We start from the raw sequence: 20611 nt of genomic DNA on the forward strand, positions 1-20611 counted from the left end.
TCTGGAGGGGCGGTTCATAGAATGGTAAACCGCCCCCTGGAGATAGCGCCCATGAATGCCCCCACTGCCCTCGCCCACCTGACGCCCGAGCTTGCCTTGCGCAACGTGCCCGATACATTGATCGACGCGCTCAAGGCCCGCTTCGGCGCGAACTGCTCGACGGCGCTGGCCGTGCGCACGCAGCACGGGCGCGACGAGTCGTCATTCGAAGCGCCGCCGCCCTCGGCCGTGGTGTTCGCCGAAAGCACGCAGGATGTGGCCGATGCGGTCAAGCTCGCCAGCGAGCACAGCGTGCCGGTCATTCCGTTCGGCGTCGGTTCTTCGCTTGAGGGCCATCTGCTCGCGGTGCAGGGCGGTATCAGCATCGACGTATCGCGGATGAACCGCGTGCTGTCGGTCAATGCGGACGACCTCACGGTCACGGTGCAGCCTGGCGTCACGCGCAAGCAGCTCAACGAAGACATCAAGAGCACCGGCCTCTTTTTTCCGATCGACCCCGGAGCCGATGCATCGATCGGCGGCATGACGGCCACGCGCGCCAGCGGAACCAACGCGGTGCGCTACGGCACCATGCGCGAGAACGTGCTGGCGCTCGAGGTCGTGACGGCAAGCGGCGAGATCATCCGCACCGGCACGCGCGCCAAGAAATCGTCGGCCGGCTACGACCTGACGCGTCTGATGGTCGGCAGCGAAGGCACGCTTGGCGTGGTCACCGAAATCACCTTGCGCATCTACCCGCTGCCAGAGGCGGTGTCGGCTGCGATCTGCTCGTTCCCGAGCATCGAGGCAGCCGTGCGCACCACGATCGAAATCATCCAGCTCGGCGTTCCAATCGCGCGCGTGGAGCTGATCGACGCGAACTCGGTGCGCATGGTCAACGCGTACTCCAAACTCAATTTGCGCGAAGAGCCGATGCTGCTGATGGAATTCCACGGTTCGCCGGCCGGCGTGAAGGAGCAGGCCGAGACGGTTCAGGAACTTGCCAGCGGGCACGGCGGCAACGCCTTCGAATGGGCCAGCACGCCGGAAGAGCGCACGCGTCTCTGGACGGCGCGGCACAACAGCTACTTCGCGGCGATCCAGTCGCGCCCTGGCTGCCGCGTCATCAGCACCGACACCTGCGTGCCGATCTCGCGCCTGGCCGACTGCCTGCTCGAGTCGGTGGCCGAAGCCGATGCCAGCGGCATCCCCTACTTCCTGGTCGGCCACGTGGGCGACGGCAACTTCCACTTCGGCTATCTCATCGACCCCAACGACGCCGAGGAGCGCGCCAGGGCCGAGACGCTGAACCACACGCTGGTGACGCGTGCGATCGCGCTCGAAGGCACCTGCACCGGCGAGCACGGCGTGGGGCTGCACAAGATGGACTTTCTGGTGTCGGAGGCCGGCACGGGTGCGATCGACATGATGCGCACCATCAAGCGCGCGCTGGATCCGAAGAACATCATGAACCCGGGCAAGATCTTCGCGATCTAGGCTCACCCCCAGGCTGCGCGCACTTCGTGTCGCTTTGCCAACCCCCTACCGGGGGCAACACCAGCGGCCCGGCAAAGCCGGTTCCACGGTGTTCGCGAAAAGAAAGAAGCCCGCTGATGGCGGGCTTTTTCGTTGATCGTCGAGCGCTTACTTCTTGCGGTTGGTCTGGCGACGATCGGCCGGGGCCGAGGTTTGCGACGGGGCTGCGCCGCCGTCGACGCCCAGGCGGCCGCCACCACCGAGGCCCTGGCCCTGCACGACCTGCGCCTTGTAGTTGCGCAACGAGATGACCAGCTGGTTGTACGAGTCCATGAAGGCTGCCGCGATCACCTTGCCCTGCGGCGTGCGCGAGTAGCCACCGATGCCGCCGGCCGCCGAAGCGCCCGCGATGTTCAGGAAGCCGCCGAAATCGGTCTTGGAGGCGCTGCCTTCCGACACGCCGATCTGCACGCCCGAGCGGTTGTCGATGAGCGTCAGCATGGTGTTGGCTTCACGCGTTTGCAGGCTGCCGCCGACATTGGCCAGCACGTTGCTGTAGCGGCCGCGGTTCACGATGCCGCCCAGCGCCGCGCCCATGCCGCCGGCATCGCTGTTGCTGAACACGACCTCGGGCGAAATGCCGTAGTCGGAGGCCACCATCTGGCCGGCGCCGAAGTTGCTGCCGGCGCGCATCTCGCCGGACTGCATCAGGGCGCGTTCGCGGTTCATCGCGTTCATGCCTGCAGCGCCGCGCTCGACCACGACGAAGCAGTTGGATTGCTGGATCAGCAGACGCAGCAGCGTGGCGGTGGGGGGCAGCTTGTATTCGCCGGTGATGATGGTGTACCAGCCGGCCGACTGGTTCTCGATCAGCGAGACGGTGCCGAGCGGCGATGCGCAGCGCTCGAGCGCGCCGCTGGCATTGGCCGACGAAGAGCCGGCGGCGCTGCCGGTGGCGACGGTCTTGGCAGACTGGCTACCCATCTGCATGTCGGTGGTCTGGCAGCCGGCCAGAAGCAGCGCGCCGACGACAGCAGCGGCAAGCGGTAGTTTGGCGAAATGCATGGTCGAGTCCCTCAGAAGCACACAGTTAAAAAAGGTAACTTCGGGAGCATAGGCGGAAAAAAGCAGTCGGCCAATTGCCGAAAGTCATGCCGCCGCGGACTATGTCATTCGGCGGATGCGCTCGATCAGGCCGTTCAGCGCGTCGAGCGAACCGAAGTGGATTGCGAGCTCGCCGCTCTGCTCCACCTTGCCTGCGCGCTTGCTGCGCTTCTTGATGCGCACTTCGACTTCGGCGGTCAAGAGGTCGGCCAGTTCCTCTTCGACGCGCTGCAGATCGCGCGACTTTTCCTCCGTGCGCGAGTGGCGCGGCGACGACAGGCTGAAGTCGGCGCCGAGCTTCTTGACCAACGCCTCGGTCTCGCGCACCGACAGCTTGCGGGCCACGATCTGGCTGGCGGCCGTGATCTGCATGGCCTTTTCGAGCGCCAGCAGCGCGCGCGCATGGCCCATGTCGATGTCGCCGGCCATCAGCATCGCCTGCGCCGGCTCGGCCAGGTTGAGCAGGCGCAGCAGGTTGCTGGCGGCGCTGCGCGAGCGGCCCACGGCCTGCGCCGCCAGCTCGTGAGTGAGCCCAAACTCAGACACCAGCCGTTGCAGGCCTTGGGCTTCTTCGAGCGGGTTGAGGTCTTCGCGCTGGATGTTTTCGATCAGCGACATCGCCGCCGCGGCTTCGTTCGGCACGTCGCGCACCAGCACGGGCACGCTCTCGAGCCCGGCCAGCCTGGCGGCGCGGAAGCGGCGCTCGCCCGCGATGATTTCGTACTCGGCGTTCTTGGCGGCGGCCGAATCGGCATCGAGCCGGCGCACCAGGATCGGCTGCATGATGCCCTGCACCTTGATGCTCTCGGCCAGTTCGTACAGCGCGCCCTCGTCCATGCGGGTGCGCGGCTGGTAGACGCCGGGCACCATCTGGTCGAGCAGCAGGTTGGTCGGGTTTTGCGGCTGATCGCTGTCGGCACGGGCTTCGCCCGATTCGCTGGCGGTCGGGCCGAGCAGCGCTTCGAGTCCGCGGCCGAGGCCCTTTGGTTTTTTGGTGGCCATGGATCAGCTTTCTTTCAGAAGGTCGTTGAGCAGCTTGCGGCCTTCGGGCCAGTCGCCCAGGCCCGATTCGCCGTTGAGATGCCCGCCCCGGCCAGCATCGATGAAGCGTGCGCCCCAGTCCGCAGCCATCTGGCGCGAGCGGCTCTGGTCGCAGTACGGATCGTCGTTGGCCGCGATCATCAGCGCCGGAAACGGCAGGGGCTGGCGCACGATCGGCGCCCAGCCCGGAATCATCTGCCGGACGTCGTCGCGTTCGAGGTCACCCGGCGCCACCAGCAAGGCAGCCCGCACCTTGTGCGTGTTGCGCGAGTGGGCCGCCCAAGCGGCGACGAGGATGCAGCCCAGGCTGTGCGCGACCAGCGTCACCGGGCTCGGCGCCGCCAGCAGTTCGTCTTCGAGCCGGGCCTGCCAGTCGCCCCGCAGCGGGCGTTGCCAGTCGTGCTGCTCGACGCGGTGGTCGCCGTGTACCGCCTCCCAGCGGCTCTGCCAGTGCGCCGCGTCGCTGTTCAGCCAGCCGGGCAGCAGCCAGGTCGATGAAATCGTCATTGCTATTAAATTGATAGCTGCCTATGCCCAATTGACGGGCATCAGAGGTCGTTTTGGGCAGGAGCTTCGGGCGCGACCACGGGTGCCGCCACGAACTGCGGCGCTGCGTCGGGTGCAGGCACGGGTGTTGTGCCAGTGGTGGCGCTGGCAGGCGGCATCTTCTCCACCATCTCTTGGGCGAAGGCGACGAAAGCCTGACTTCCCTTGGCGGCCGGGTCGAACACCACGCCCGGCAGGCCGTAGCTCGGCGCCTCGGCCAGACGCACGTTGCGCGGAATAACGGTATCGAACACCTTGCTGCCGAAGTGCGCCTTGAGCTGCTCGCTCACCTGCTGCTGCAGCGTGATGCGCGGATCGAACATCACGCGCAGCAGGCCGATGATCTGCAGGTTCTTGTTGAGGTTGGCGTGCACCTGCTTGATGGTGTTGACCAGGTCGGTCAGCCCTTCGAGGGCGAAGTATTCGCACTGCATCGGCACGATCACGCCATGCGCGGCGCACAGGCCGTTGAGCGTGAGCAGGCTCAGCGAAGGCGGGCAGTCGATCAGCACGAAGTCGTATTCGGCGCCGACGGACGCCAGCGCGGTGCGCAGACGCTTTTCGCGGCGATCGAGCGCGACCATTTCCACCTCGGCACCGGCCAGTTCGCGGTTGGCGCCGAGCACGTCGTAGCCGCACTTGTCGGCCCGGATGCGCGCCTCGGCCACGGTCGCCGATTCGAGCAGCACATCGTAGACGGTGAGTTCGAGCTTGCGCTTGTCGATGCCCGAACCCATGGTCGCATTGCCCTGCGGATCCAGGTCGATCATGAGGACCCGCTGCCCGACCCTGGCCAGTCCGGCGGCCAGATTCACCGTGGTGGTGGTCTTGCCGACTCCACCCTTCTGGTTGGCGATGCAGAAAATGCGGGCCATGCGTGCCTTCAGCGCGAGATCGCGAGCTTGACGCCGAAGGCGATCAAGAACACGCCAGCCAGCTTTTCGAGCGTGGCCGAGATGCGCGGATTGGCACGCAGCCGCTCCGCAAGAAAGTGGGTAAGCAGCGTGGCGGCCAGCCCGTAGAGGAAGGTCAGCACCGCGATGGTCAGCGCCATCACACCGAAAGTCGTGGCGCCCTGGTGCTGCGCGGGGTCGATGAAGAGCGGGAAGAAGGCCATGTAGAACACGATGGCCTTGGGGTTCAGCAGGGTGATCGCCAATGCCTGGCGGAAATACTGGCGCGGGCGGATGTTCAGGATTGGCGCCGCACCGGGCTTGGCCCTGAGCATCCTGAAGCCGAGCCAGGCCAGGTACGCGGCGCCCAGCCACTGCACAGCATGGAAAACCGTCGGGTAGGCCGCCAGCAAGGCAGCGATGCCGGCCACCGCTGCCCACATCAGCACCTGGTCGCCAGCGATCACACCCAGGGTGGCCGCCAAGCCGCCGCGGATGCCGCCCTTGCTGGTGGACGTGACCAGCGCCAGATTGCCCGGGCCGGGAATCGCAAGAAACACAACGATGGCTGCGACGAACGCGCCGTAATCAGCGATGCCGAACATGGGTGGCCTCAATGGCTGGAGAAAAGGGGGAACCCGGAGTGTACGCAAGGCCGCCGCGCTCTGGCCTCGCGATGCCCCGTCCGACCGCCAAAAGGCAAGAAAAATCAGGCGGCCGGCGGCTGTTTGGGCCGCGCCCAGACAATGCAACGCTCGGCGTCCAGCCCGGGCACCGTCAACTGTTCCACGTGAAACACATCGACGCCGCCTGCCAGTGCAGCGAGTTCGTCCGTAGGCGCCTTGCCCTTCATGGCGAGCCAAAGGCCATCCGGCGCGACGAGTTGCTGTGAGCCGTTGAAGAAGTCAGCCAGCGATGCGAAGGCCCGCGAGCTCACGATGTCGTACCGCCCCGCCAAGGATTCGACCCGCGCGTGCACGCCGCGCAGATTGGGCAACGCCAGCTCCGCCGCCACCTGCTGGACGAAGGCGGCTTTCTTTGCCACTGCGTCCAGGCAGCTCACGTCGATATCGTCCCGAAGAATGGCGATGACCACGCCCGGCAGCCCGGCGCCGGCCCCCACATCGATGAGCTTGCGGGCACTCGGCCGCACCCGGTTCAACGGTGCGATCACCGCCAGGCTGTCGAGCAGATGGTGCGTCAGCACAGACTGCGGGTCGCGCAACGCCGTCAGGTTGTAGACCTTGTTCCATTTGAGGATCAGCGCGCCATAGGCCAGCAGGCGCTCCGACTGGCGGTCGGTCAGCTGCAAGCCCAAAGCCGCCGCGCCCTCACGCAGCGCGGCTTCCTGCGGCCTCATTCCGTCAGCTCGGCCGCAGCCGTTGTGAAGGCGCGGTGCCCGCCTTTGCGCAGATGAATCAGCAGCAACGAGATGGCAGCCGGCGTCACACCCGAGATCCGCGAGGCCAGGCCCAGCGTTTCGGGGCGGTGCTTGGCCAGCTTTTGCCGCACTTCGAAACTCAGCGCGGCAACCTGGCCGTAGTCGAAGTCTGCCGGCAGCTTGAGGTTTTCGAAATGCGCTGCGCGCTGCACTTCGTCCTGCTGGCGATCGATGTAGCCAGAGTACTTGGCTGCGATCTCGATCTGCTCGATTTCAATTGCACCGAGGGTCGCACCCTCCTCCGCGGCGTATTTGCCACCGTCCAGCGACATCAAGGCGCCGTAGCTCACATCGGGCCGGCGCAGCAGATCGGCCAGGTTGTATTCGTGCTCGATCACCTTGCCGAGCACGCGCTCGGACTCAGCTGCCGGCAAGTTGCGTGGGTTGACCCAGATCGACTTGAGCCGCTCTGTTTCACGTGAAACAGCGTCGCGCTTGCGCGCAAACGCATCCCAGCGCGCATCGTCGACCAAGCCCAGTTTGCGCCCTGCTTCGGTCAAACGCATGTCGGCGTTGTCCTCGCGCAATTGCAGGCGGAACTCGGCCCGGCTGGTGAACATGCGGTAGGGTTCGGTCACGCCCTTGGTGATCAGGTCGTCGACCAGCACGCCAAGGTAGGCTTGATCTCGCCCCGGCAACCAGGCGTCTTCGCCGCGGCACTGCAGCGCGGCGTTGATGCCGGCGAACAAGCCCTGGGCCGCCGCCTCTTCGTAGCCGGTGGTGCCATTGATCTGGCCGGCGAAAAACAGCCCCTGGATCGCCCGCGTCTCAAAACTCGTCTTGAGCGCGCGCGGGTCGAAGTAGTCGTACTCGATCGCATAGCCCGGCCGCAGGATGTGCGCGTTCTCCAGCCCGGCCATCGACCGCACCAGCTGGTATTGAATGTCGAACGGCAAGCTGGTCGAGATTCCGTTCGGGTAGTACTCGTTGGTGGTCAGGCCTTCGGGCTCCAGAAAGATCTGGTGGCTTTCCTTGTCGGCAAAGCGGTTGATCTTGTCTTCCACGCTTGGGCAATAGCGCGGCCCCACGCCGTCGATCTTGCCGGTGAACATAGGGCTGCGGTCGAACCCGGAGCGGATGATCTCGTGCGTGCGCGCATTGGTGTGCGTGATCCAGCACGGCATCTGCTGCGGATGCATCGCAGTGTTGCCCATGAAGCTGAACACCGGCAGTGCATCGGTGGTGCCGCCGGGCATGCCGTCGCCGGGCTGCTCGGTGCACTTGCTGAAGTCGATGGTGCGGCCGTCGAGCCGCGGCGGCGTGCCGGTCTTGAGGCGGCCTTGCGGCAGCTTCAGTTCCTTGAGCCGCGCCGACAGGCTGATCGCCGGCGGGTCGCCCGCCCTGCCGGCCTGGTAGTTGTCGAGCCCCACATGGATGCGGCCGTCGAGAAAGGTGCCGGCCGTCAGCACAACGGTGCGGGCGCGGAACGCGATGCCGACCTGCGTAACGGCACCGACCACGCGATCACCTTCGACCATCAGGTCGTCCACCGCCTGCTGGAACAGCGAAAGGTTCGGCTGGTTCTCGAGCCGACGCCGGATCGCGGCCTTGTAGAGCACGCGATCTGCCTGTGCACGTGTTGCACGCACGGCCGGCCCCTTGCTCGAATTGAGAATGCGGAACTGGATGCCCGCTTCGTCGGTGGCAATCGCCATTGCACCGCCGAGCGCATCGACCTCTTTCACCAGATGGCCCTTGCCGATGCCGCCGATCGAGGGGTTGCAACTCATCTGCCCCAGCGTCTCGATGTTGTGGCTGAGCAGCAGCGTCTTGGCGCCCATCCGGGCCGCGGCCAGCGCGGCTTCGGTGCCGGCGTGGCCGCCGCCGACGACGATCACATCGAATTCTTCAGGGTAGAGCATGGGGAGCAGGCGCAAGGTGTGCGCACAGCGAAATGGGGCACCGATTTTAATCGGGCGCCCTGCCGTATGCCGACAGCAAGGTCAAGCGCCGTAGCCGTCGCGCCACAAACCAAATCGAGCTGCAGCGCCCGTCCAATCGGCATTGTTTGCTATCATTTTAATAGCGCACAACCTCAAGCAGCCGTTTCGACCGTGTGCGCTGCCGCTTCGGGGCCGGCGGGCCTGGTTTTTATCGGCACCGGTTTCCCGTTGCCGATGAGCGGCGCGGTCTCGCCCTCAAACTCACGCACGGTCAGCGCTTTGTTGGTCATGCTGACCGGGCCGAAGATGGTGCAGAAGGCCACATCCTTGGCATCGCGTCCAGTGCCGACGCGCACGATGCGGTCGACCGGCGCCATGCGGGTGGCGTCGAACAGCACCCACTGGCTGCCGATCCAGGCCTCGAACACTGCGTGGAAATCCTGTGGTGGCTCGTCGAACCAGACATAGCCCACCATCAGCCGCGCCGGAATGTTGAGCGCCCGGCACAGCGTGATGCCCAGGTGCGCGAAGTCGCGGCACACGCCCGCGCGCTGCACGAACACTTCCTGCGCGGTCGTCGTGGAACTGCTGGTGCCCGGCTCGTAGGTGATGTTGTCGTGAACCCAGTCGGCGATCGCCTGCACCCGACCAATGCCGGTCGGCAGATTGCCGAACAGCTGCTGCGCCGCGCGCGACATCAAGTCCGACTCGCAGTAGCGCGTCGGCATCAGGTAGTGCAGCACCTCGTTGGGCACGGCGCTCACGGATGCCTCGGCAAGATCCGGTGGCACCGCCACCGGCGAGCGCCGCACGCTGGCGCGGTAGCGGATCTTGAGCGGGCCCGGCTGCGCATCGAAGCGAATGAAACGGTTGCCGCTGCCCTCGTCGCAAAAGGCATTCATCTCGACGGGCGGCTCGACCACGAGTTGCTCGCTCAGCACGGCTTGCGCAGCGCAACGCGCCGCCTCGATGTTGAGCACCATGTGCGCCGGCGCCCTCACCTGGTACTCGAGTGTCGCGTCGATCGTCGAGAAGTGCATTGATCCTCCCTGCAAATCGGGGAACCCGGCGTCCGGCTGCTTGCCGGGCACCGGCACCCCATGAGGGCCGGCCGCGCTCAGTCGAGCGCCTTTTTCACGGCGCCGACACCGAGCGCCGCGAGCACCAGGAACACGACCGCCAGAATCAGGAACAGACCGAACAGCACCTTGGCAATGCCGGCCGCGCCGGCAGCCACGCCGCCGAAGCCCAGCGCGCCGGCGATCAGCGAAACGATCGCAAAAATGATGGCGTACTTCAACATGACTGAACTCCTGGGAGCGGCCCTCTGGCCGCGGTGAAGAAAAGCTTAGAAGACGCGGGCTGCTGCACCGGATCGGCAGCCCGCCCAAAGGCCCGTAGGACAAGCCCGCGCGGCGAAACGGCTAGCATCCGTGCGCTGCAAACCTCCCATTCCATCCATCAGGAGCATCTGTTCATGAAGTTGTATTACTCGCCCGGCGCCTGTTCGCTCTCACCCCACATCGCGCTGCACGAAGCCGGCCTCGCCTTCGAGCTGGTGATGGCCAGCACCAAGAGCCACAAACTGCAGGACGGCACCGACTACTACGGCATCAACCCGCTCGGCTACGTGCCGCTGCTCGAACTCGACGACGGCGCCCACCTGCGCGAAGGCCCGGCCATCCTTCAGTACATTGCCGACCTGTCGCCGCAGAAGAACCTGGCACCGGCCAACGGCACGCTGCAGCGCTACCGCCTGCAGGAGTGGCTCACCTTCATCGGCACCGAGATCCACAAGGGCTTCAGCCCGCTGTTCAACCCGGCCACCCCCGACGCGTACAAGACCATCGCCCGGGACAAGCTCACCAGCCGCTACACCTGGCTCGACAAGGAGCTCGCCGGCAAGGAATGGCTCATGGGCGAACACTTCGGCGTGGCCGATGGCTACCTCTTCACCGTCACCAACTGGGCCAAGCCGACCGGCGTCGATCTCGCGCCGTTTCCGAACGTGCAGGCCTGGCACGCACGCGTCGGCGCGCGGCCGGCCGTACAGGCGGCAATGAAGGCCGAAGGCCTGCTCAAGTAACCGCGTCGTCGGCACGCTTACACCAAAGCCGACAACCCCGCGGCAGCACGGTTGCAGGCGCGGGCATACGCTGCGGGTGTTCATCCACAACAACGCTCGACACCGAAGATGCCCACTCTTTTCGACCCCGTGCAGGCCGGCGACTTGCAGCTCGCCAACCGCGTCGTGATGGCGCCGCTCACGCGCAACCGCTCGCCCGACGCGATCCCGCGCGACATCGCCATCACCTACTACGCGCAACGTGCCAGCGCCGGCCTGCTCATCACCGAGGCCACCGCCATCAGCCACCAGGGCCAGGGCTACGCGGACGTGCCCGGCCTCTACGGCACCGAGCAGCTCGACGCGTGGAAGCGGGTCACCGATGCCGTGCATGCCAAGGGCGGCAAGATCGTGGTGCAGCTCTGGCACGTGGGCCGCGTCTCGCACACCGAACTGCAGCCCGATGGCGGCAAGCCGGTCGCACCATCGGCCATCACGGCCAAGACCAAGACCGTGCTGATCAAGGACGGCGTGCCGACCTTCGTCGAGACCTCCGAGCCGCGCGCGCTCAAGGCCGAAGAGCTGCCCGGCATCGTCCACAGCTACGCTGCGGCGGCACGCAACGCGGTCGAAACCGCGGGCTTCGACGGCGTCGAAGTGCACGGCGCCAATGGCTACCTGCTCGACCAGTTCCTGAAGACCGGCAGCAACCGGCGCACCGACGATTACGGCGGCAGCATCGAAAACCGTGCCCGCCTGCTGCTCGAGGTGACGCGCGCCGTGGTCGACGCCATCGGCGGCGGCAAGACCGGCATCCGCCTGTCGCCGGTGACTCCGGCCAACGACGCGCACGACGAAAATCCGCAGCCACTGTTCGACCACGTGGTGAAGCAGCTCGCCACGATGAACCTGGCCTACATCCACATCATCGAAGGCGCCACCGGCGGCCCGCGGGAGATCGACGACCGCCCGTTCGACTACGACGCCCTGAAGGCGGCCTACCGCACCGCCGGCGGCAGGGGCGCCTGGATGGTGAACAACGGCTACGACAAGCCGCTGGCCGAAACCGCCGTGAAAGAAGGCGACGACCTGGTCGCGTTCGGCAAGCCCTTCATCGCCAACCCCGACCTGGTGCGCCGCCTGCGCGAGAACGCGCCGCTGAATGAGGTGGACAAGGCGACGATGTATGGCGGTGGCGAGAAGGGCTACACCGACTACCCGGCGCTGGCCTGACAGCGACTGCGTGACCGCCGACAACGCTGCGCTGCTGACCTGGTCGTCGTCCATCGAGACGCTCGACTGGGACGAGCTCGCTGCGCTGTACCGCGCAGCGCCACTTGGCGCGCAGGCGTTTGAACGCGGCTATCTGGCCGACAGCTGAGCGCATCGCAGGTCATTCAGCATCACAATCACATGCATCTGCAGCTTCGGGCCCAGGCGCATGACCACAGCATCCGTTCCCACGCTCTACGACTGGCTCGGCGGCCTCGGCGCGCTGAATCGCCTCACGACGCGGTTCTACGAGCGCGTGCGGGACAACGCGCTGCTCGCGCCGATCTTTGCCCACATGGATGGCGCGCACCCGCAACACGTGGCGGCGTTTCTGGCTGAGGTTCTGGGCGGCCCGGCCGATTACTCGGCGCAGCACGGCGGGCATCCGCACATGATCCGGCAGCACCTGAACCGGCACCTCGATCAGGCGCAGCGACGCGAATGGGTCGCGCTGCTGCTCGACACCGCCGACGAACTGCAACTGCCGGACGATCCGGAGTTCCGCTCGGCACTGGTCGGATACCTGGAGTGGGGCTCTCGGCTGGCCGTGCTCAACTCCCAGCCCGGCGCCACGGCCGACGCCGACGCACCGATGCCGAAGTGGGGCTGGGGCGAGGTCAAGGGCCCATACCAGCCATGAGCCGAACGTCATGATCCGCCGCTCCGACGACTACGCCGGCGACATGATCACGGTCGCGCGCGACCTCACGCCCACGGACGCCCACATGCTCTGCGCCTGCCTGGCCGCAGCCGGCGTGCCCGCCACCGTGGCCGACGCCAACCTCGTGCAGGCCAACGCGTTGTGGAGCGTGGCCGTCGGGGGTGCCAAGTTGCGCGTGGCGGCGGCGCATGTGGACGAAGCGAAGCAGGTGATCGCGGCCTTCGAGCGCGGAGAGTTCGCGCTCGACGACGACTTCGATCCGGCCGCATGAAACCCACGCCGGCCATCCGCCTGGCCGGGCCCGCCGATGCGCAGGCCCTTGCCGCGTGCGTGGGTGCTGCGTTCAGCCACTACATCGAGCGCATGGGCGGCCAGGTGCCGGGCCCGATGCGCGCGGACTTCGCGGCGCTGATCGAGGCGGCACGCGCCTGGGTCGCGCAGGACGGCGAATGCATCGTCGGCGCGCTGGTGCTGGAGCCCGGCTACAAGGACGGCTTCTATGTCGACACGGTGGCGGTTCTGCCGTCGCACCAGGGCACCGGGCTCGGCCGCGCATTGCTGCAGTTCGCCGAAGACGAGGCACGCCGCTGTGGTCGCAGCAGCATCTGCCTTGCGACCAACGCGAAGATGACCGAGAACCAGCGCTTTTACCCACACATCGGCTACGTAGAGACTGGTCGCCGCACCGAAGACGGCTACGACCGCGTGTTCTATCGCAAGTCGCTGGCGCTATGACGCGCCGGGGCCGCCCGGCTGGCCGAACGCCACGCTGGCCCGCAGGCCGCCGGTCACCGCATCGTTCTGCAGCGTGAAGCCTGCGCCGAGCAACTGCGCATAGCGCGCCATGATCGACAGGCCCAGCCCGGCACCCTTTCCGAGCTGGAGCCCGGCGGGGCCCTGGGCCCAGCGTTGCAGCAGATCGCGCTGCGCCTCGGGTGGAATGCCGGGACCGTCGTCGATCACGCTCAGCACGGTGCCGGCCAGCTCGACCGTGATGGTGCGGCCGCCATAGCGAAAGGCGTTGTCGATCAGGTTGTCGAGGATGCCTTCGATCAGCGCCACGTTGGCCTGCACCGTCGCGCCGGCGTCATCGTCGATGCCGCGCGCACCGAGGTCGACGCCGCGTGCGTCGGCGCGCGCCAGGTGGCGCAGCACGGTGCGCTCAACGACCTCGGCCAGCCGCACGGGCGCGCGTTGCTGCGCGGCATGGGCCTCGTCGGCCAGCGCCAGCGCCAGCAGCTGGTCGATCAGGTGGCTGGCGCGCGCCTCGCTCTTCGCCACGCGCTCCAGCTGCTCGCGCCATACGGCCGGATCGTTCTGCCCGAGGCCGTAGTCGACCAGTGCGCGAATGCCGGCCAGCGGCGTGCGCAGTTCGTGCGCGACGTTGCCGGTGAACTCCCGCTGCGCGGCCACGCTGTGGCCGAGCCGCTCGAACAGCGAGTTGACCGCGTCCCCGAGTCGCTCGACCTCGCGCGAGGTGCGCACCACCGCGACCGGAGCCAGGTCGTCGGCATCACGCCGGTCCAGTGCATGCTGAAGCGCACCGAGCGGTCGCAGGTCGCTGCGAACGCCGCGCCAGATCCACACCGCCAGCAGCGCCAGCAACAGCAGCTGCGGTGTCAAAGCGTAGAAGAGCAGGCGCTCGACCAACGCCGCGCGTTCGCGTGTTGTCTGCGCGATCACCACGCTGAAGGCGGCCGGCGCTTCCTGGCTCAGAACCACCGCGCGCAAGGTCTTGCCGTGGTAGGCGATATCGGAAAAGCGATAGCGCGTTCCGCCCTCGGGCGCCAGCGCCTTCAGATCCGGGTCGCCCGCGATGAGCGAACCGTCGGGCCGCAGCACGGCGAAGTGAACCTCTTCCTGCTCATCGAACAGCACGGTGGTGACTTCGCGCGGCGACAGCAGCAACTCGGGTCCGCGCTCGCCCGCCTGGATATTGGCCGAGACCGCGTGGGCATCGTCGAGCATGGCGCGGTCGAACGCCTGATCGGTGAGGTAGTTGGCCACACCGGTCGCCACCGCGGTGCCAAGCAACCAGGTCAGCGCCAGTGGCCACAGCACATTGCGCAGAACCCTGCGTGTGAGCGAGGGCGCGCGGGACTGCGCCATGTCAGTCGTTCGGCTCGGCTTCAGGTTCTGCTTCGAGCAGGTAGCCGATGCCGCGCAGCGTGCGAATGCCGGCGCCGGTGCCCGCCAGCTTCTTGCGCAGCCGCGAGATGAAGGCTTCGAGCGCGTTGTCGCCGAGTGCTTCGTCGAAGCCCGAGAGCTTGTCGGACAGGGTGCGCTTGCTCACCGCGCGGCCGGGTGGGCTCATGAGCTCCCACAGCACCTCGAACTCGCGCGCCGGCAGGTCGAGCGGGCCGGCGCCGTCAGAGAAGCGGCGTGCCTTGCGATCGAGCTTCAGCTTGCCCAGCGTGACGATGTCTTCGGTGCCCTGTGCGCGCCGCACCAGCGCGCGCAGCCGCGCCTCCACTTCGGCCAGGTCGAACGGCTTGCCGAGGTAGTCGTCGGCGCCGGCATCGAGGCCTGCAATGCGCTCCTCGGTGCGGTCGCGCGCAGTCAGCACCAGCACCGGTGTGCGGTCGCCGCGCCCGCGTGCCTGCCGCAGTGCTGCGAGCCCGCTGGCCAGGCCGCTGGTCGCGCTGCCACTGGCCGGCAGGTTCAGGTCGAGCAGCACCGCATCGAAGGGCTGCACGCGCCAAAGGTGGTCGGCGTCCTCGACGTTGGTCGCCACATCGATGCGGTGGCCCGCATCACCGAGGCTGCGCAGCATCATGTCGCGCAGCACCACATCGTCTTCAACCAGGAGGATTCGCATGGGGCGGTTTGAAAGAGTTGGTTATGTCCACCAGCCGGGAGGGTCAGCGCGCAGTCAGTGGGTCGGCCCGATAAACGCGGCATGAGCATACGACAGCTGACCCTATGAGCGCACGCGAACCCGATGGTTCATTGAGCTTCATGCACCCCGCCGTGCACCGCACCGCGGTCGTGCTGCTACATGGCCTTTGCAGCACGCCCGACGAGCTCTCCAGCGTGCAGTCGGCACTGCGCCAGCACGGCTACGCGGTGGATGCGCTGCCGATCGAAGGCTACTCGTTCGACGCCGCCAGGCCGCTGCAGCAGGCCGCACCGTGGACGCAGTGGCTGGCCACGATCGAGGCGCGCGTCGATGCATTGCGTGCCCTCCACGACAAGGTGCTGCTGGTCGGCATCTCGGCCGGTTCGGCGCTCGCGCTCGGCGCGGCCATCCGCTGCGGCGAGCGCGTCGATGCGCTGGTGCTGATGTCGACCGCGCTGCGCTTCGACGGCTGGGCCGTTCCGCGCACCCAGGCGCTGCTGCCGCTGGCGCTCTACACGCCACTCGGGCGCTTCTGGCGGTACCGCGAGCGCGCGCCCTACGGCGTGAAGAACGAGCGCGTGCGCGCCTGGATCGCGCGCGAACTGCGCAGCCGCCAGATCTCTCGCGCAGGCAGCGCGGTGATCGGCATCGACCATCTGCGCGAGCACGACCGGCTGTTGCGCCATGTGCGCCGCCACCTGGGCCAGGTGCGCTGCGCACAGGTGCTGGCATTGCACGCGCGCGAGGACGAGGTGGCCAGCGTGGCCAACCTCGAGCTGCTCGCACGCGGCCTCGGCTGCGGCACCTTTCGCAGCGTGGTGCTCGGCAACAGCTACCACATGATCACCATCGACAACGACCGCCACCAGGTGCTGCGCGAGACGCTGGCCTTCGCCGACGCCGTGGCCCATGGCACCGCGCCGCTGTTACCCCTCCCCCGCCTGCAGGAAAGCTTCGCATGAACACGCCAACCTTCAACAGCATCGCCGCGATCCTGGTGAACGATTTCCACGTCGAACGGGCCAGCCTGAGACCGGAGGCCGTGCTGTCCGATCTCGGGCTCGACTCGCTCGGGCTGATGGAGTTCGTGTTTGCCGTGGAGGACGCGTTTCACCTGCGCATTCCCGAAGACCGGCTCGACCCGCGCGAGGCAGGCCTCACGCTGCAGCATTTGTGCGAGGTGATCGACCTGGCCGGCGAACCGGCGGTGGGCGTGCCTGCTTTTTCAGCGTGAGCAGCAGCGCGGTTCACGCGGCGCTGGCGGCATCGATCGCCGGCAGCGCCGTTGCACCGGTGCGCGTGAGCGGCATCGGCCTGCTCACGCCGATCGGCCGCACACTCGCCGACTTCGACGACGCGCTGTTCAACGGCCGCTCGGCGGTGCGCGCGCACACGCTGGCGGTCGACGGCTTCGATCCGGTCGAGCTGGCCATCGCTCCCTGCAACTTCGACGCGAACGTGCGCAGCAGCTCGCGCCTGCCGCTCGACCGCGGCACCGCGATGGCGCTGGCTGCGGCGCAGGACGCCGCCGCGCAGGCAGGCCTTGACACCGCCACGCTCGACCCCGACCGCGTCGGCGTGTTCTGGGGCAGCGGCATGGCCGGCGCCGCCGCCTTCGACACCACCACGCAAGCGTTCTATGGCGAGCAGCGCCGCATGCGGCCCACCACGGTGTTGACCGTGATGCCCAATGCGGCCGTGGCCGAACTCGCCCTGCACTTCGGCGCGTGCGGTGGTGCCATCGGCTACGCCTGTGCGTGCGCATCGTCGGCGGTGGCGATCGGCGAGGCGATGCGCGCGATCCGCGGCGGCTGGATCGACGTGGCCATCGTCGGCGGCCATGACGCCATGCTCACGCCGGGCCTCATGACGGCTTGGCACAGCATGCGCGTGATGGCGCCGCCGCCCGCAGGCGCCCCCGAGACCGCGTGCCGGCCTTTCTCGGCCGACCGGGCCGGCTTCGCGCTGGGCGAGGGTGCGGCTGCGCTGGTGCTCGAATCCGAAGCGCATGCACAGGCCCGCGGCGTCGCGGGCGGCTTCTCGCTGGTCGGCTATGCGACCAATTGCGACGGCAGCCACATCACCAACCCCGACGCCAGTGGCCAGGCCCGGGCGATGCGCGCGGCCCTGCGCGACGCGGGGCTGGATGCGCGGCAGATCGGCCACGTCAACGCGCACGGCACCGCCACCCTGGCCGGTGACGCGGCCGAGGCGGCATCGATCCACACGGTGTTCGGCAACGGCGTGCCGGTCAGCGCCACCAAGGCCGTCCACGGCCACCTGCTGGGCGGTGGCGGTGTGGTGGAACTGGTGGCCGCGCTGCGCGCGCTCGATCGGCAGTTGCTGCCACCCACCGCCCATCTGCGCGTGCCCGATCCGGCCTTCGCACTCGACCTGGTGCGCGGCGCGGCGCGCGAAGCGAAGGATCTGCGCTACGCGATGTCGAACTCGTTCGCGTTCGGCGGCACCAACGCCGTGCTCATTGCCGGCCGCGCTGCGGGCTGATCCGAACGCGCCGCAGCAGCAGTGCATTCGCCATCACGCTGACGCTGGACAGCGCCATCGCCGCACCGGCCACCACCGGGCTCAGCAGTCCGAAGGCCGCGAGCGGGATGCCGGCCACGTTGTAGGCAAAGGCCCAGAACAGGTTCTGCCGGATCTTGGCGACGGTGCGCGCCGACAGCTCGAGCGCCTCGGCCACCAGCGCGAGGTCGCCGCGCATCAAGGTGATACCGGCCGCCTCCATCGCCACGTCGGTGCCATTGGCCATGGCGATGCCGACATCGGCGGCGGCCAGCGCCGGCGCATCGTTGGCGCCGTCGCCGACCATCGCGACGACATGCCGGCCCTCTTTCAGCGCGCTCACCTGCGCCGCCTTGTCGGCCGGCAGCACCTCGGCACGCACGTCGCCAGCGTCGATGCCGAGCCGCGCCGCCATGGCCTGCGCGGCGCGCACGTTGTCGCCCGAAATCATCACTACGCGCAAGCCCCGCGCACGCAGCGCGGCGACCGCTTCGGCCGCATGCGGCTTGGGCTGGTCGATGAAGGCCAGCAGTGCGCGCACGGCGGGCTGGCCGCCATCGAACCGTAGCAGCGCCGACAGCGTCGCGCCCTGATCCTGCTGGGCCCGCGGCACCTGCACCGGCACGCCGAGTTCCTCGCACCAGCGCAGGCTCGCAATCGCCCAGTCACCACCGGCGACGGTGCCGCGCACGCCCCGACCGGGCAGCGATTGCAGGTCGCGCGGCGCCTCGACCGGCACGCCACGGGTTTGCGCGGCAGCGAGCACGGCGCGCGCCAGCGGATGCCCGCTGCCGCTTTGCAGGCTGGCTGCAATCTTCAGCAACGCGGCCTCGTCGTCGTTGCCATCCACAGGCAGCAACGCGATCATTTCGGGCGTGCCGAGCGTCAGCGTGCCGGTCTTGTCGAAGGCCACGGTGTCGACGCGGTGCGCCAGCTCCAGCGCCTGCGCGTCCTTGATGAGGATGCCGTTGCGCGCTGCGACACCGGTGCCGGCCATCACCGCGACCGGGGTGGCAAGGCCGAGCGCACAGGGGCAGGCAATCACCAGCACCGCCACCGCATGGATCAGCGCCGACTCGAGGCCGGCGCCGGCCAGCCACCAGCCCGCGAGCGTGGCCAGTCCGATCAGCAGCACCACCGGCACGAACACGGCAGCGACCCGGTCGACCAGCCGCTGGATCGGCGCCTTGGCCGCCTGCGCGTCTTCCACCAGCCGGATGATGCGCGCCAGCACGCTCTCGGCACCGACCGCACACACCTCGGTCACCAGCCGGCCGGCGCCGTTGACCGAGCCGCCCGTGAGCATGTCGCCCATACGCTTGACCACCGGCAAGGGCTCGCCGGTGAGCATCGATTCGTCGACCTCCGATTCGCCTTCGAGCACGCGCGCGTCGGCCGGCACGCGCTCGCCGGGCCGCACCGCGAGCCGGTCGCCCGGCATCACCTCGGCCAGCGGCAGGTCGGTTTCGCCTTGCGGGCCGACCAGGTGCGCCGTCTCAGGCCGCAGTTGCTGCAGCGCGCGAATCGCCGAGGTGGCCTGCCGCTTGGCGCGGCCCTCCAGCCATTTGCCCAGCAGCACCAGCGCAATCACCACCGACGAGGCCTCGAAGTACAGATGCGGCACGGCGTGGCCGGCGTGCTCGCCGCTGGCCGCACGCCACCAGAGCCAGAGCGACAGCCCGAAGGCCGCGCTGGTGCCGAGCGCCACCAGCAGGTCCATGTTGCCGGTGCGCGCCTTCGCCGCATGCCAGCCGGCGCGATAGAAGCGCGCGCCGAGCCAGAACTGCACCGGCGCGGCCAGCATCAATTGCACCCAGGGCGGCAGCATCCAGTCCAGCCCGAAGGGCTGAACCAGCATCGGCGCGAGCAGCGGCGCCGACAACAGCAGTCCGGCCGCAACCGGTGCAAAGCCGCTCCAGCCTGATGCGGCCTGCAGGGCCTGCGCCTCGGCGGCGGCACGCGGCTCGTAGCCGGCCGCGCGCACTGCGCGGCGCAAGCGCGCATCCATGCCCTCATCGGCGGCGTACGCGATGCGCGCCGATTCGGTGGCGAGGTTGACCGTCGCGGCCTGCACGCCGGGCACGTTCTGCAGCGCACGCTCGACCCGGCTCACGCAGGAAGCGCAGGTCATGCCGCCGACGGAAATGTCCAGTGTGGTGGTGTTCGCAGAGCTCATGCCCGAAGGCTAAAGCCTCACACCATGGCAAGGTCAAGGCCCACCCGCTTGACCTTGCCACGCTGTCAAGGTTCAGACTGAAATCCGTTCGACACCAAAGGAGCATTCCATGAGCCAGAAATTCCAGGTCAGCGGCATGAGCTGCGGCCATTGCCAGCAGGCCGTCACTCGGGCGGTGCAGCAGATCGACCCCGAGGCGCAGGTCACGGTCGACCTGCCGACCGGCCATGTCGACGTGGTGAGCCAGCAGCCGCGCGAAAACATCATCCTCGCGATCGAGAACGCGGGCTACAAGGCCGCGTGATGTCCGCGGTTGCCATCGGCGAAGCGGCCCGGCGCTCCGGCGTATCGGCCCGCATGGTGCGGCATTACGAAGGCCTCGGCCTGCTGCCCGAGGTCGCCCGCACCGAAAGCGGCTACCGGCAGTACGGAGAGGCCGACATCCACAGCCTGCGCTTCATCAAGCGGGCCCGGGATCTCGGCTTCTCGATGGATGAGATCGCCGAACTGGCCGACCTGTGGCACGACCGCCAGCGCACCAGCTCGAGCGTCAAGACCATCGCCCGGAAGCACCTGGCCGAGCTCGACCAGCGCATTGCCGCGATGCAGGCCATGCGCCAGACGCTGTCGCACCTGGTGCATTGCTGTCACGGCGACAGCCGGCCGGACTGCCCGATCCTGGAGGATCTGGCCGGCAATTGAGCCTCGAACA

General features: G+C 68.0%; 24 protein-coding genes. 12 read left to right on the top strand and 12 right to left on the bottom strand.

What is annotated here, in order from left to right:
- The first annotated feature begins 51 nt into the window (after positions 1-51).
- A complete protein-coding gene (locus QTI05_RS09380; RefSeq protein WP_286624091.1) occupies positions 52-1476 on the top strand; it encodes an FAD-binding oxidoreductase in 1425 nt (474 codons plus the stop codon).
- A 147-nt stretch (positions 1477-1623) separates the two neighbouring features.
- Here the strand turns inward: QTI05_RS09380 and QTI05_RS09385 are convergent, their stop codons facing one another.
- The 9 genes from QTI05_RS09385 to QTI05_RS09425 all read right to left on the bottom strand — a co-directional run bounded on the left by QTI05_RS09385 (position 1624) and on the right by QTI05_RS09425 (position 9666).
- Positions 1624-2520, bottom strand: coding sequence for a CsgG/HfaB family protein (locus tag QTI05_RS09385; protein WP_286624092.1), 897 nt, complete (start codon positions 2518-2520; stop codon positions 1624-1626).
- A gap of 99 nt (positions 2521-2619) precedes the next feature.
- On the bottom strand, positions 2620-3561 hold the full coding sequence (locus QTI05_RS09390) for a ParB/RepB/Spo0J family partition protein (RefSeq protein ID WP_286624095.1): 942 nt from the start codon (positions 3559-3561) through the stop codon (positions 2620-2622).
- 3 nt (positions 3562-3564) lie between these two features.
- Complete coding sequence (locus QTI05_RS09395) at positions 3565-4107, bottom strand: RBBP9/YdeN family alpha/beta hydrolase (protein ID WP_286540537.1); 543 nt, start codon at positions 4105-4107, stop codon at positions 3565-3567.
- 41 nt (positions 4108-4148) lie between these two features.
- A complete protein-coding gene (locus QTI05_RS09400) occupies positions 4149-5021 on the bottom strand; it encodes a ParA family protein (RefSeq protein ID WP_286624097.1) in 873 nt (290 codons plus the stop codon).
- A gap of 8 nt (positions 5022-5029) precedes the next feature.
- Entirely contained in the window at positions 5030-5644 is a 615-nt protein-coding gene (locus tag QTI05_RS09405) for a LysE family transporter (protein ID WP_286540534.1), read from the bottom strand.
- Between the two features lie 104 nt (positions 5645-5748).
- Complete coding sequence (gene rsmG / locus QTI05_RS09410; protein ID WP_286624098.1) at positions 5749-6399, bottom strand: 16S rRNA (guanine(527)-N(7))-methyltransferase RsmG; 651 nt, start codon at positions 6397-6399, stop codon at positions 5749-5751.
- Complete coding sequence (gene mnmG / locus QTI05_RS09415) at positions 6396-8342, bottom strand: tRNA uridine-5-carboxymethylaminomethyl(34) synthesis enzyme MnmG (RefSeq protein ID WP_286624100.1); 1947 nt, start codon at positions 8340-8342, stop codon at positions 6396-6398. Before mnmG ends, rsmG begins: the two co-directional genes overlap by 4 nt.
- Positions 8343-8515: 173 nt before the next feature.
- Entirely contained in the window at positions 8516-9403 is an 888-nt protein-coding gene (locus QTI05_RS09420; RefSeq protein WP_286624101.1) for a transglutaminase-like domain-containing protein, read from the bottom strand.
- A gap of 77 nt (positions 9404-9480) precedes the next feature.
- Positions 9481-9666: a DUF1328 family protein gene (locus QTI05_RS09425; protein ID WP_286540529.1), complete on the bottom strand. Its 186-nt coding sequence runs from the start codon at positions 9664-9666 to the stop codon at positions 9481-9483.
- Between the two features lie 174 nt (positions 9667-9840).
- Between QTI05_RS09425 and gstA the strand changes: the two genes are divergently transcribed.
- The 6 genes from gstA to QTI05_RS09455 all read left to right on the top strand — a co-directional run bounded on the left by gstA (position 9841) and on the right by QTI05_RS09455 (position 13096).
- Complete coding sequence (gstA, locus tag QTI05_RS09430; RefSeq protein WP_286624102.1) at positions 9841-10449, top strand: glutathione transferase GstA; 609 nt, start codon at positions 9841-9843, stop codon at positions 10447-10449.
- Between the two features lie 108 nt (positions 10450-10557).
- Positions 10558-11661: an alkene reductase gene (locus QTI05_RS09435; RefSeq protein ID WP_286540525.1), complete on the top strand. Its 1104-nt coding sequence runs from the start codon at positions 10558-10560 to the stop codon at positions 11659-11661.
- 10 nt (positions 11662-11671) lie between these two features.
- Positions 11672-11809, top strand: coding sequence for a hypothetical protein (locus QTI05_RS09440; RefSeq protein WP_286540524.1), 138 nt, complete (start codon positions 11672-11674; stop codon positions 11807-11809).
- A 60-nt stretch (positions 11810-11869) separates the two neighbouring features.
- Positions 11870-12340 carry a group II truncated hemoglobin gene (locus QTI05_RS09445; RefSeq protein ID WP_286624103.1) on the top strand — a complete coding sequence of 157 codons (471 nt, stop codon included), beginning with the start codon at positions 11870-11872 and terminating at the stop codon, positions 12338-12340.
- 10 nt (positions 12341-12350) lie between these two features.
- The gene (locus tag QTI05_RS09450; RefSeq protein ID WP_286540522.1) at positions 12351-12632 is read left to right on the top strand and encodes a putative signal transducing protein; all 282 of its coding nucleotides are present in this window, start codon (positions 12351-12353) and stop codon (positions 12630-12632) included.
- Positions 12629-13096 carry a GNAT family N-acetyltransferase gene (locus QTI05_RS09455; protein ID WP_286624105.1) on the top strand — a complete coding sequence of 156 codons (468 nt, stop codon included), beginning with the start codon at positions 12629-12631 and terminating at the stop codon, positions 13094-13096. Before QTI05_RS09450 ends, QTI05_RS09455 begins: the two co-directional genes overlap by 4 nt.
- Here QTI05_RS09455 and QTI05_RS09460 read toward each other — a convergent pair.
- Entirely contained in the window at positions 13091-14470 is a 1380-nt protein-coding gene (locus QTI05_RS09460) for a sensor histidine kinase (RefSeq protein WP_286540519.1), read from the bottom strand. The two genes, QTI05_RS09455 and QTI05_RS09460, sit on opposite strands and share 6 nt — an antisense overlap.
- Before the next feature lies 1 nt (position 14471).
- Positions 14472-15179 carry a response regulator transcription factor gene (locus QTI05_RS09465; RefSeq protein WP_286624107.1) on the bottom strand — a complete coding sequence of 236 codons (708 nt, stop codon included), beginning with the start codon at positions 15177-15179 and terminating at the stop codon, positions 14472-14474.
- Between the two features lie 104 nt (positions 15180-15283).
- On the opposite strand from QTI05_RS09465, the gene QTI05_RS09470 reads away from it, so the two are divergent.
- From QTI05_RS09470 to QTI05_RS09480, 3 genes are read left to right on the top strand one after another with little or no spacing between them, the layout of a single operon-like run.
- On the top strand, positions 15284-16162 hold the full coding sequence (locus QTI05_RS09470) for an alpha/beta hydrolase (protein ID WP_286624109.1): 879 nt from the start codon (positions 15284-15286) through the stop codon (positions 16160-16162).
- Positions 16159-16434, top strand: a complete 276-nt coding sequence (locus QTI05_RS09475) for a phosphopantetheine-binding protein (protein ID WP_286540515.1) — start codon at positions 16159-16161, stop codon at positions 16432-16434. Before QTI05_RS09470 ends, QTI05_RS09475 begins: the two co-directional genes overlap by 4 nt.
- Positions 16431-17705 (top strand): beta-ketoacyl-[acyl-carrier-protein] synthase family protein, encoded by a 1275-nt coding sequence (locus QTI05_RS09480; protein WP_286624111.1) that lies wholly within the window; start codon positions 16431-16433, stop codon positions 17703-17705. The genes QTI05_RS09475 and QTI05_RS09480 overlap by 4 nt, the downstream gene beginning before the upstream one ends.
- Here the strand turns inward: QTI05_RS09480 and QTI05_RS09485 are convergent.
- Positions 17680-19899, bottom strand: coding sequence for a heavy metal translocating P-type ATPase (locus QTI05_RS09485; protein ID WP_286624113.1), 2220 nt, complete (start codon positions 19897-19899; stop codon positions 17680-17682). The two genes, QTI05_RS09480 and QTI05_RS09485, sit on opposite strands and share 26 nt — an antisense overlap.
- 109 nt (positions 19900-20008) lie before the next feature.
- On the opposite strand from QTI05_RS09485, the gene QTI05_RS09490 reads away from it, so the two are divergent.
- Together QTI05_RS09490 and cueR are read left to right on the top strand one after the other, a co-directional pair.
- The gene (locus tag QTI05_RS09490) at positions 20009-20203 is read left to right on the top strand and encodes a heavy-metal-associated domain-containing protein (protein WP_286540512.1); all 195 of its coding nucleotides are present in this window, start codon (positions 20009-20011) and stop codon (positions 20201-20203) included.
- Positions 20203-20601, top strand: coding sequence for a Cu(I)-responsive transcriptional regulator (cueR, locus tag QTI05_RS09495; RefSeq protein ID WP_286540511.1), 399 nt, complete (start codon positions 20203-20205; stop codon positions 20599-20601). Before QTI05_RS09490 ends, cueR begins: the two co-directional genes overlap by 1 nt.
- Positions 20602-20611: the final 10 nt, after the last annotated feature.

It is taken from the genome of Variovorax fucosicus (assembly GCF_030316825.1).
Taxonomy (GTDB): domain Bacteria; phylum Pseudomonadota; class Gammaproteobacteria; order Burkholderiales; family Burkholderiaceae_C; genus Variovorax; species Variovorax fucosicus.

Excerpts from the sequence above, each read along its gene's own strand:
- QTI05_RS09390 (WP_286624095.1), bottom strand. The coding sequence starts at position 3,561 with ATGGCCACCAAAAAACCAAAGGGCCTCGGCCGCGGACTCGAAGCGCTG.
- QTI05_RS09455 (WP_286624105.1), top strand. The coding sequence starts at position 12,629 with ATGAAACCCACGCCGGCCATCCGCCTGGCCGGGCCCGCCGATGCGCAG.
- gstA (WP_286624102.1), top strand. The coding sequence starts at position 9,841 with ATGAAGTTGTATTACTCGCCCGGCGCCTGTTCGCTCTCACCCCACATC.
- QTI05_RS09475 (WP_286540515.1), top strand. The coding sequence starts at position 16,159 with ATGAACACGCCAACCTTCAACAGCATCGCCGCGATCCTGGTGAACGAT.
- QTI05_RS09445 (WP_286624103.1), top strand. The coding sequence starts at position 11,870 with ATGACCACAGCATCCGTTCCCACGCTCTACGACTGGCTCGGCGGCCTC.
- rsmG (WP_286624098.1), bottom strand. The coding sequence starts at position 6,399 with ATGAGGCCGCAGGAAGCCGCGCTGCGTGAGGGCGCGGCGGCTTTGGGC.
- QTI05_RS09385 (WP_286624092.1), bottom strand. The coding sequence starts at position 2,520 with ATGCATTTCGCCAAACTACCGCTTGCCGCTGCTGTCGTCGGCGCGCTG.
- QTI05_RS09395 (WP_286540537.1), bottom strand. The coding sequence starts at position 4,107 with ATGACGATTTCATCGACCTGGCTGCTGCCCGGCTGGCTGAACAGCGAC.
- QTI05_RS09460 (WP_286540519.1), bottom strand. The coding sequence starts at position 14,470 with ATGGCGCAGTCCCGCGCGCCCTCGCTCACACGCAGGGTTCTGCGCAAT.
- QTI05_RS09420 (WP_286624101.1), bottom strand. The coding sequence starts at position 9,403 with ATGCACTTCTCGACGATCGACGCGACACTCGAGTACCAGGTGAGGGCG.
- QTI05_RS09435 (WP_286540525.1), top strand. The coding sequence starts at position 10,558 with ATGCCCACTCTTTTCGACCCCGTGCAGGCCGGCGACTTGCAGCTCGCC.
- QTI05_RS09380 (WP_286624091.1), top strand. The coding sequence starts at position 52 with ATGAATGCCCCCACTGCCCTCGCCCACCTGACGCCCGAGCTTGCCTTG.
- QTI05_RS09450 (WP_286540522.1), top strand. The coding sequence starts at position 12,351 with ATGATCCGCCGCTCCGACGACTACGCCGGCGACATGATCACGGTCGCG.
- QTI05_RS09465 (WP_286624107.1), bottom strand. The coding sequence starts at position 15,179 with ATGCGAATCCTCCTGGTTGAAGACGATGTGGTGCTGCGCGACATGATG.
- QTI05_RS09425 (WP_286540529.1), bottom strand. The coding sequence starts at position 9,666 with ATGTTGAAGTACGCCATCATTTTTGCGATCGTTTCGCTGATCGCCGGC.
- QTI05_RS09485 (WP_286624113.1), bottom strand. The coding sequence starts at position 19,899 with ATGAGCTCTGCGAACACCACCACACTGGACATTTCCGTCGGCGGCATG.
- QTI05_RS09400 (WP_286624097.1), bottom strand. The coding sequence starts at position 5,021 with ATGGCCCGCATTTTCTGCATCGCCAACCAGAAGGGTGGAGTCGGCAAG.
- mnmG (WP_286624100.1), bottom strand. The coding sequence starts at position 8,342 with ATGCTCTACCCTGAAGAATTCGATGTGATCGTCGTCGGCGGCGGCCAC.
- QTI05_RS09490 (WP_286540512.1), top strand. The coding sequence starts at position 20,009 with ATGAGCCAGAAATTCCAGGTCAGCGGCATGAGCTGCGGCCATTGCCAG.
- cueR (WP_286540511.1), top strand. The coding sequence starts at position 20,203 with ATGTCCGCGGTTGCCATCGGCGAAGCGGCCCGGCGCTCCGGCGTATCG.
- QTI05_RS09470 (WP_286624109.1), top strand. The coding sequence starts at position 15,284 with ATGAGCGCACGCGAACCCGATGGTTCATTGAGCTTCATGCACCCCGCC.
- QTI05_RS09405 (WP_286540534.1), bottom strand. The coding sequence starts at position 5,644 with ATGTTCGGCATCGCTGATTACGGCGCGTTCGTCGCAGCCATCGTTGTG.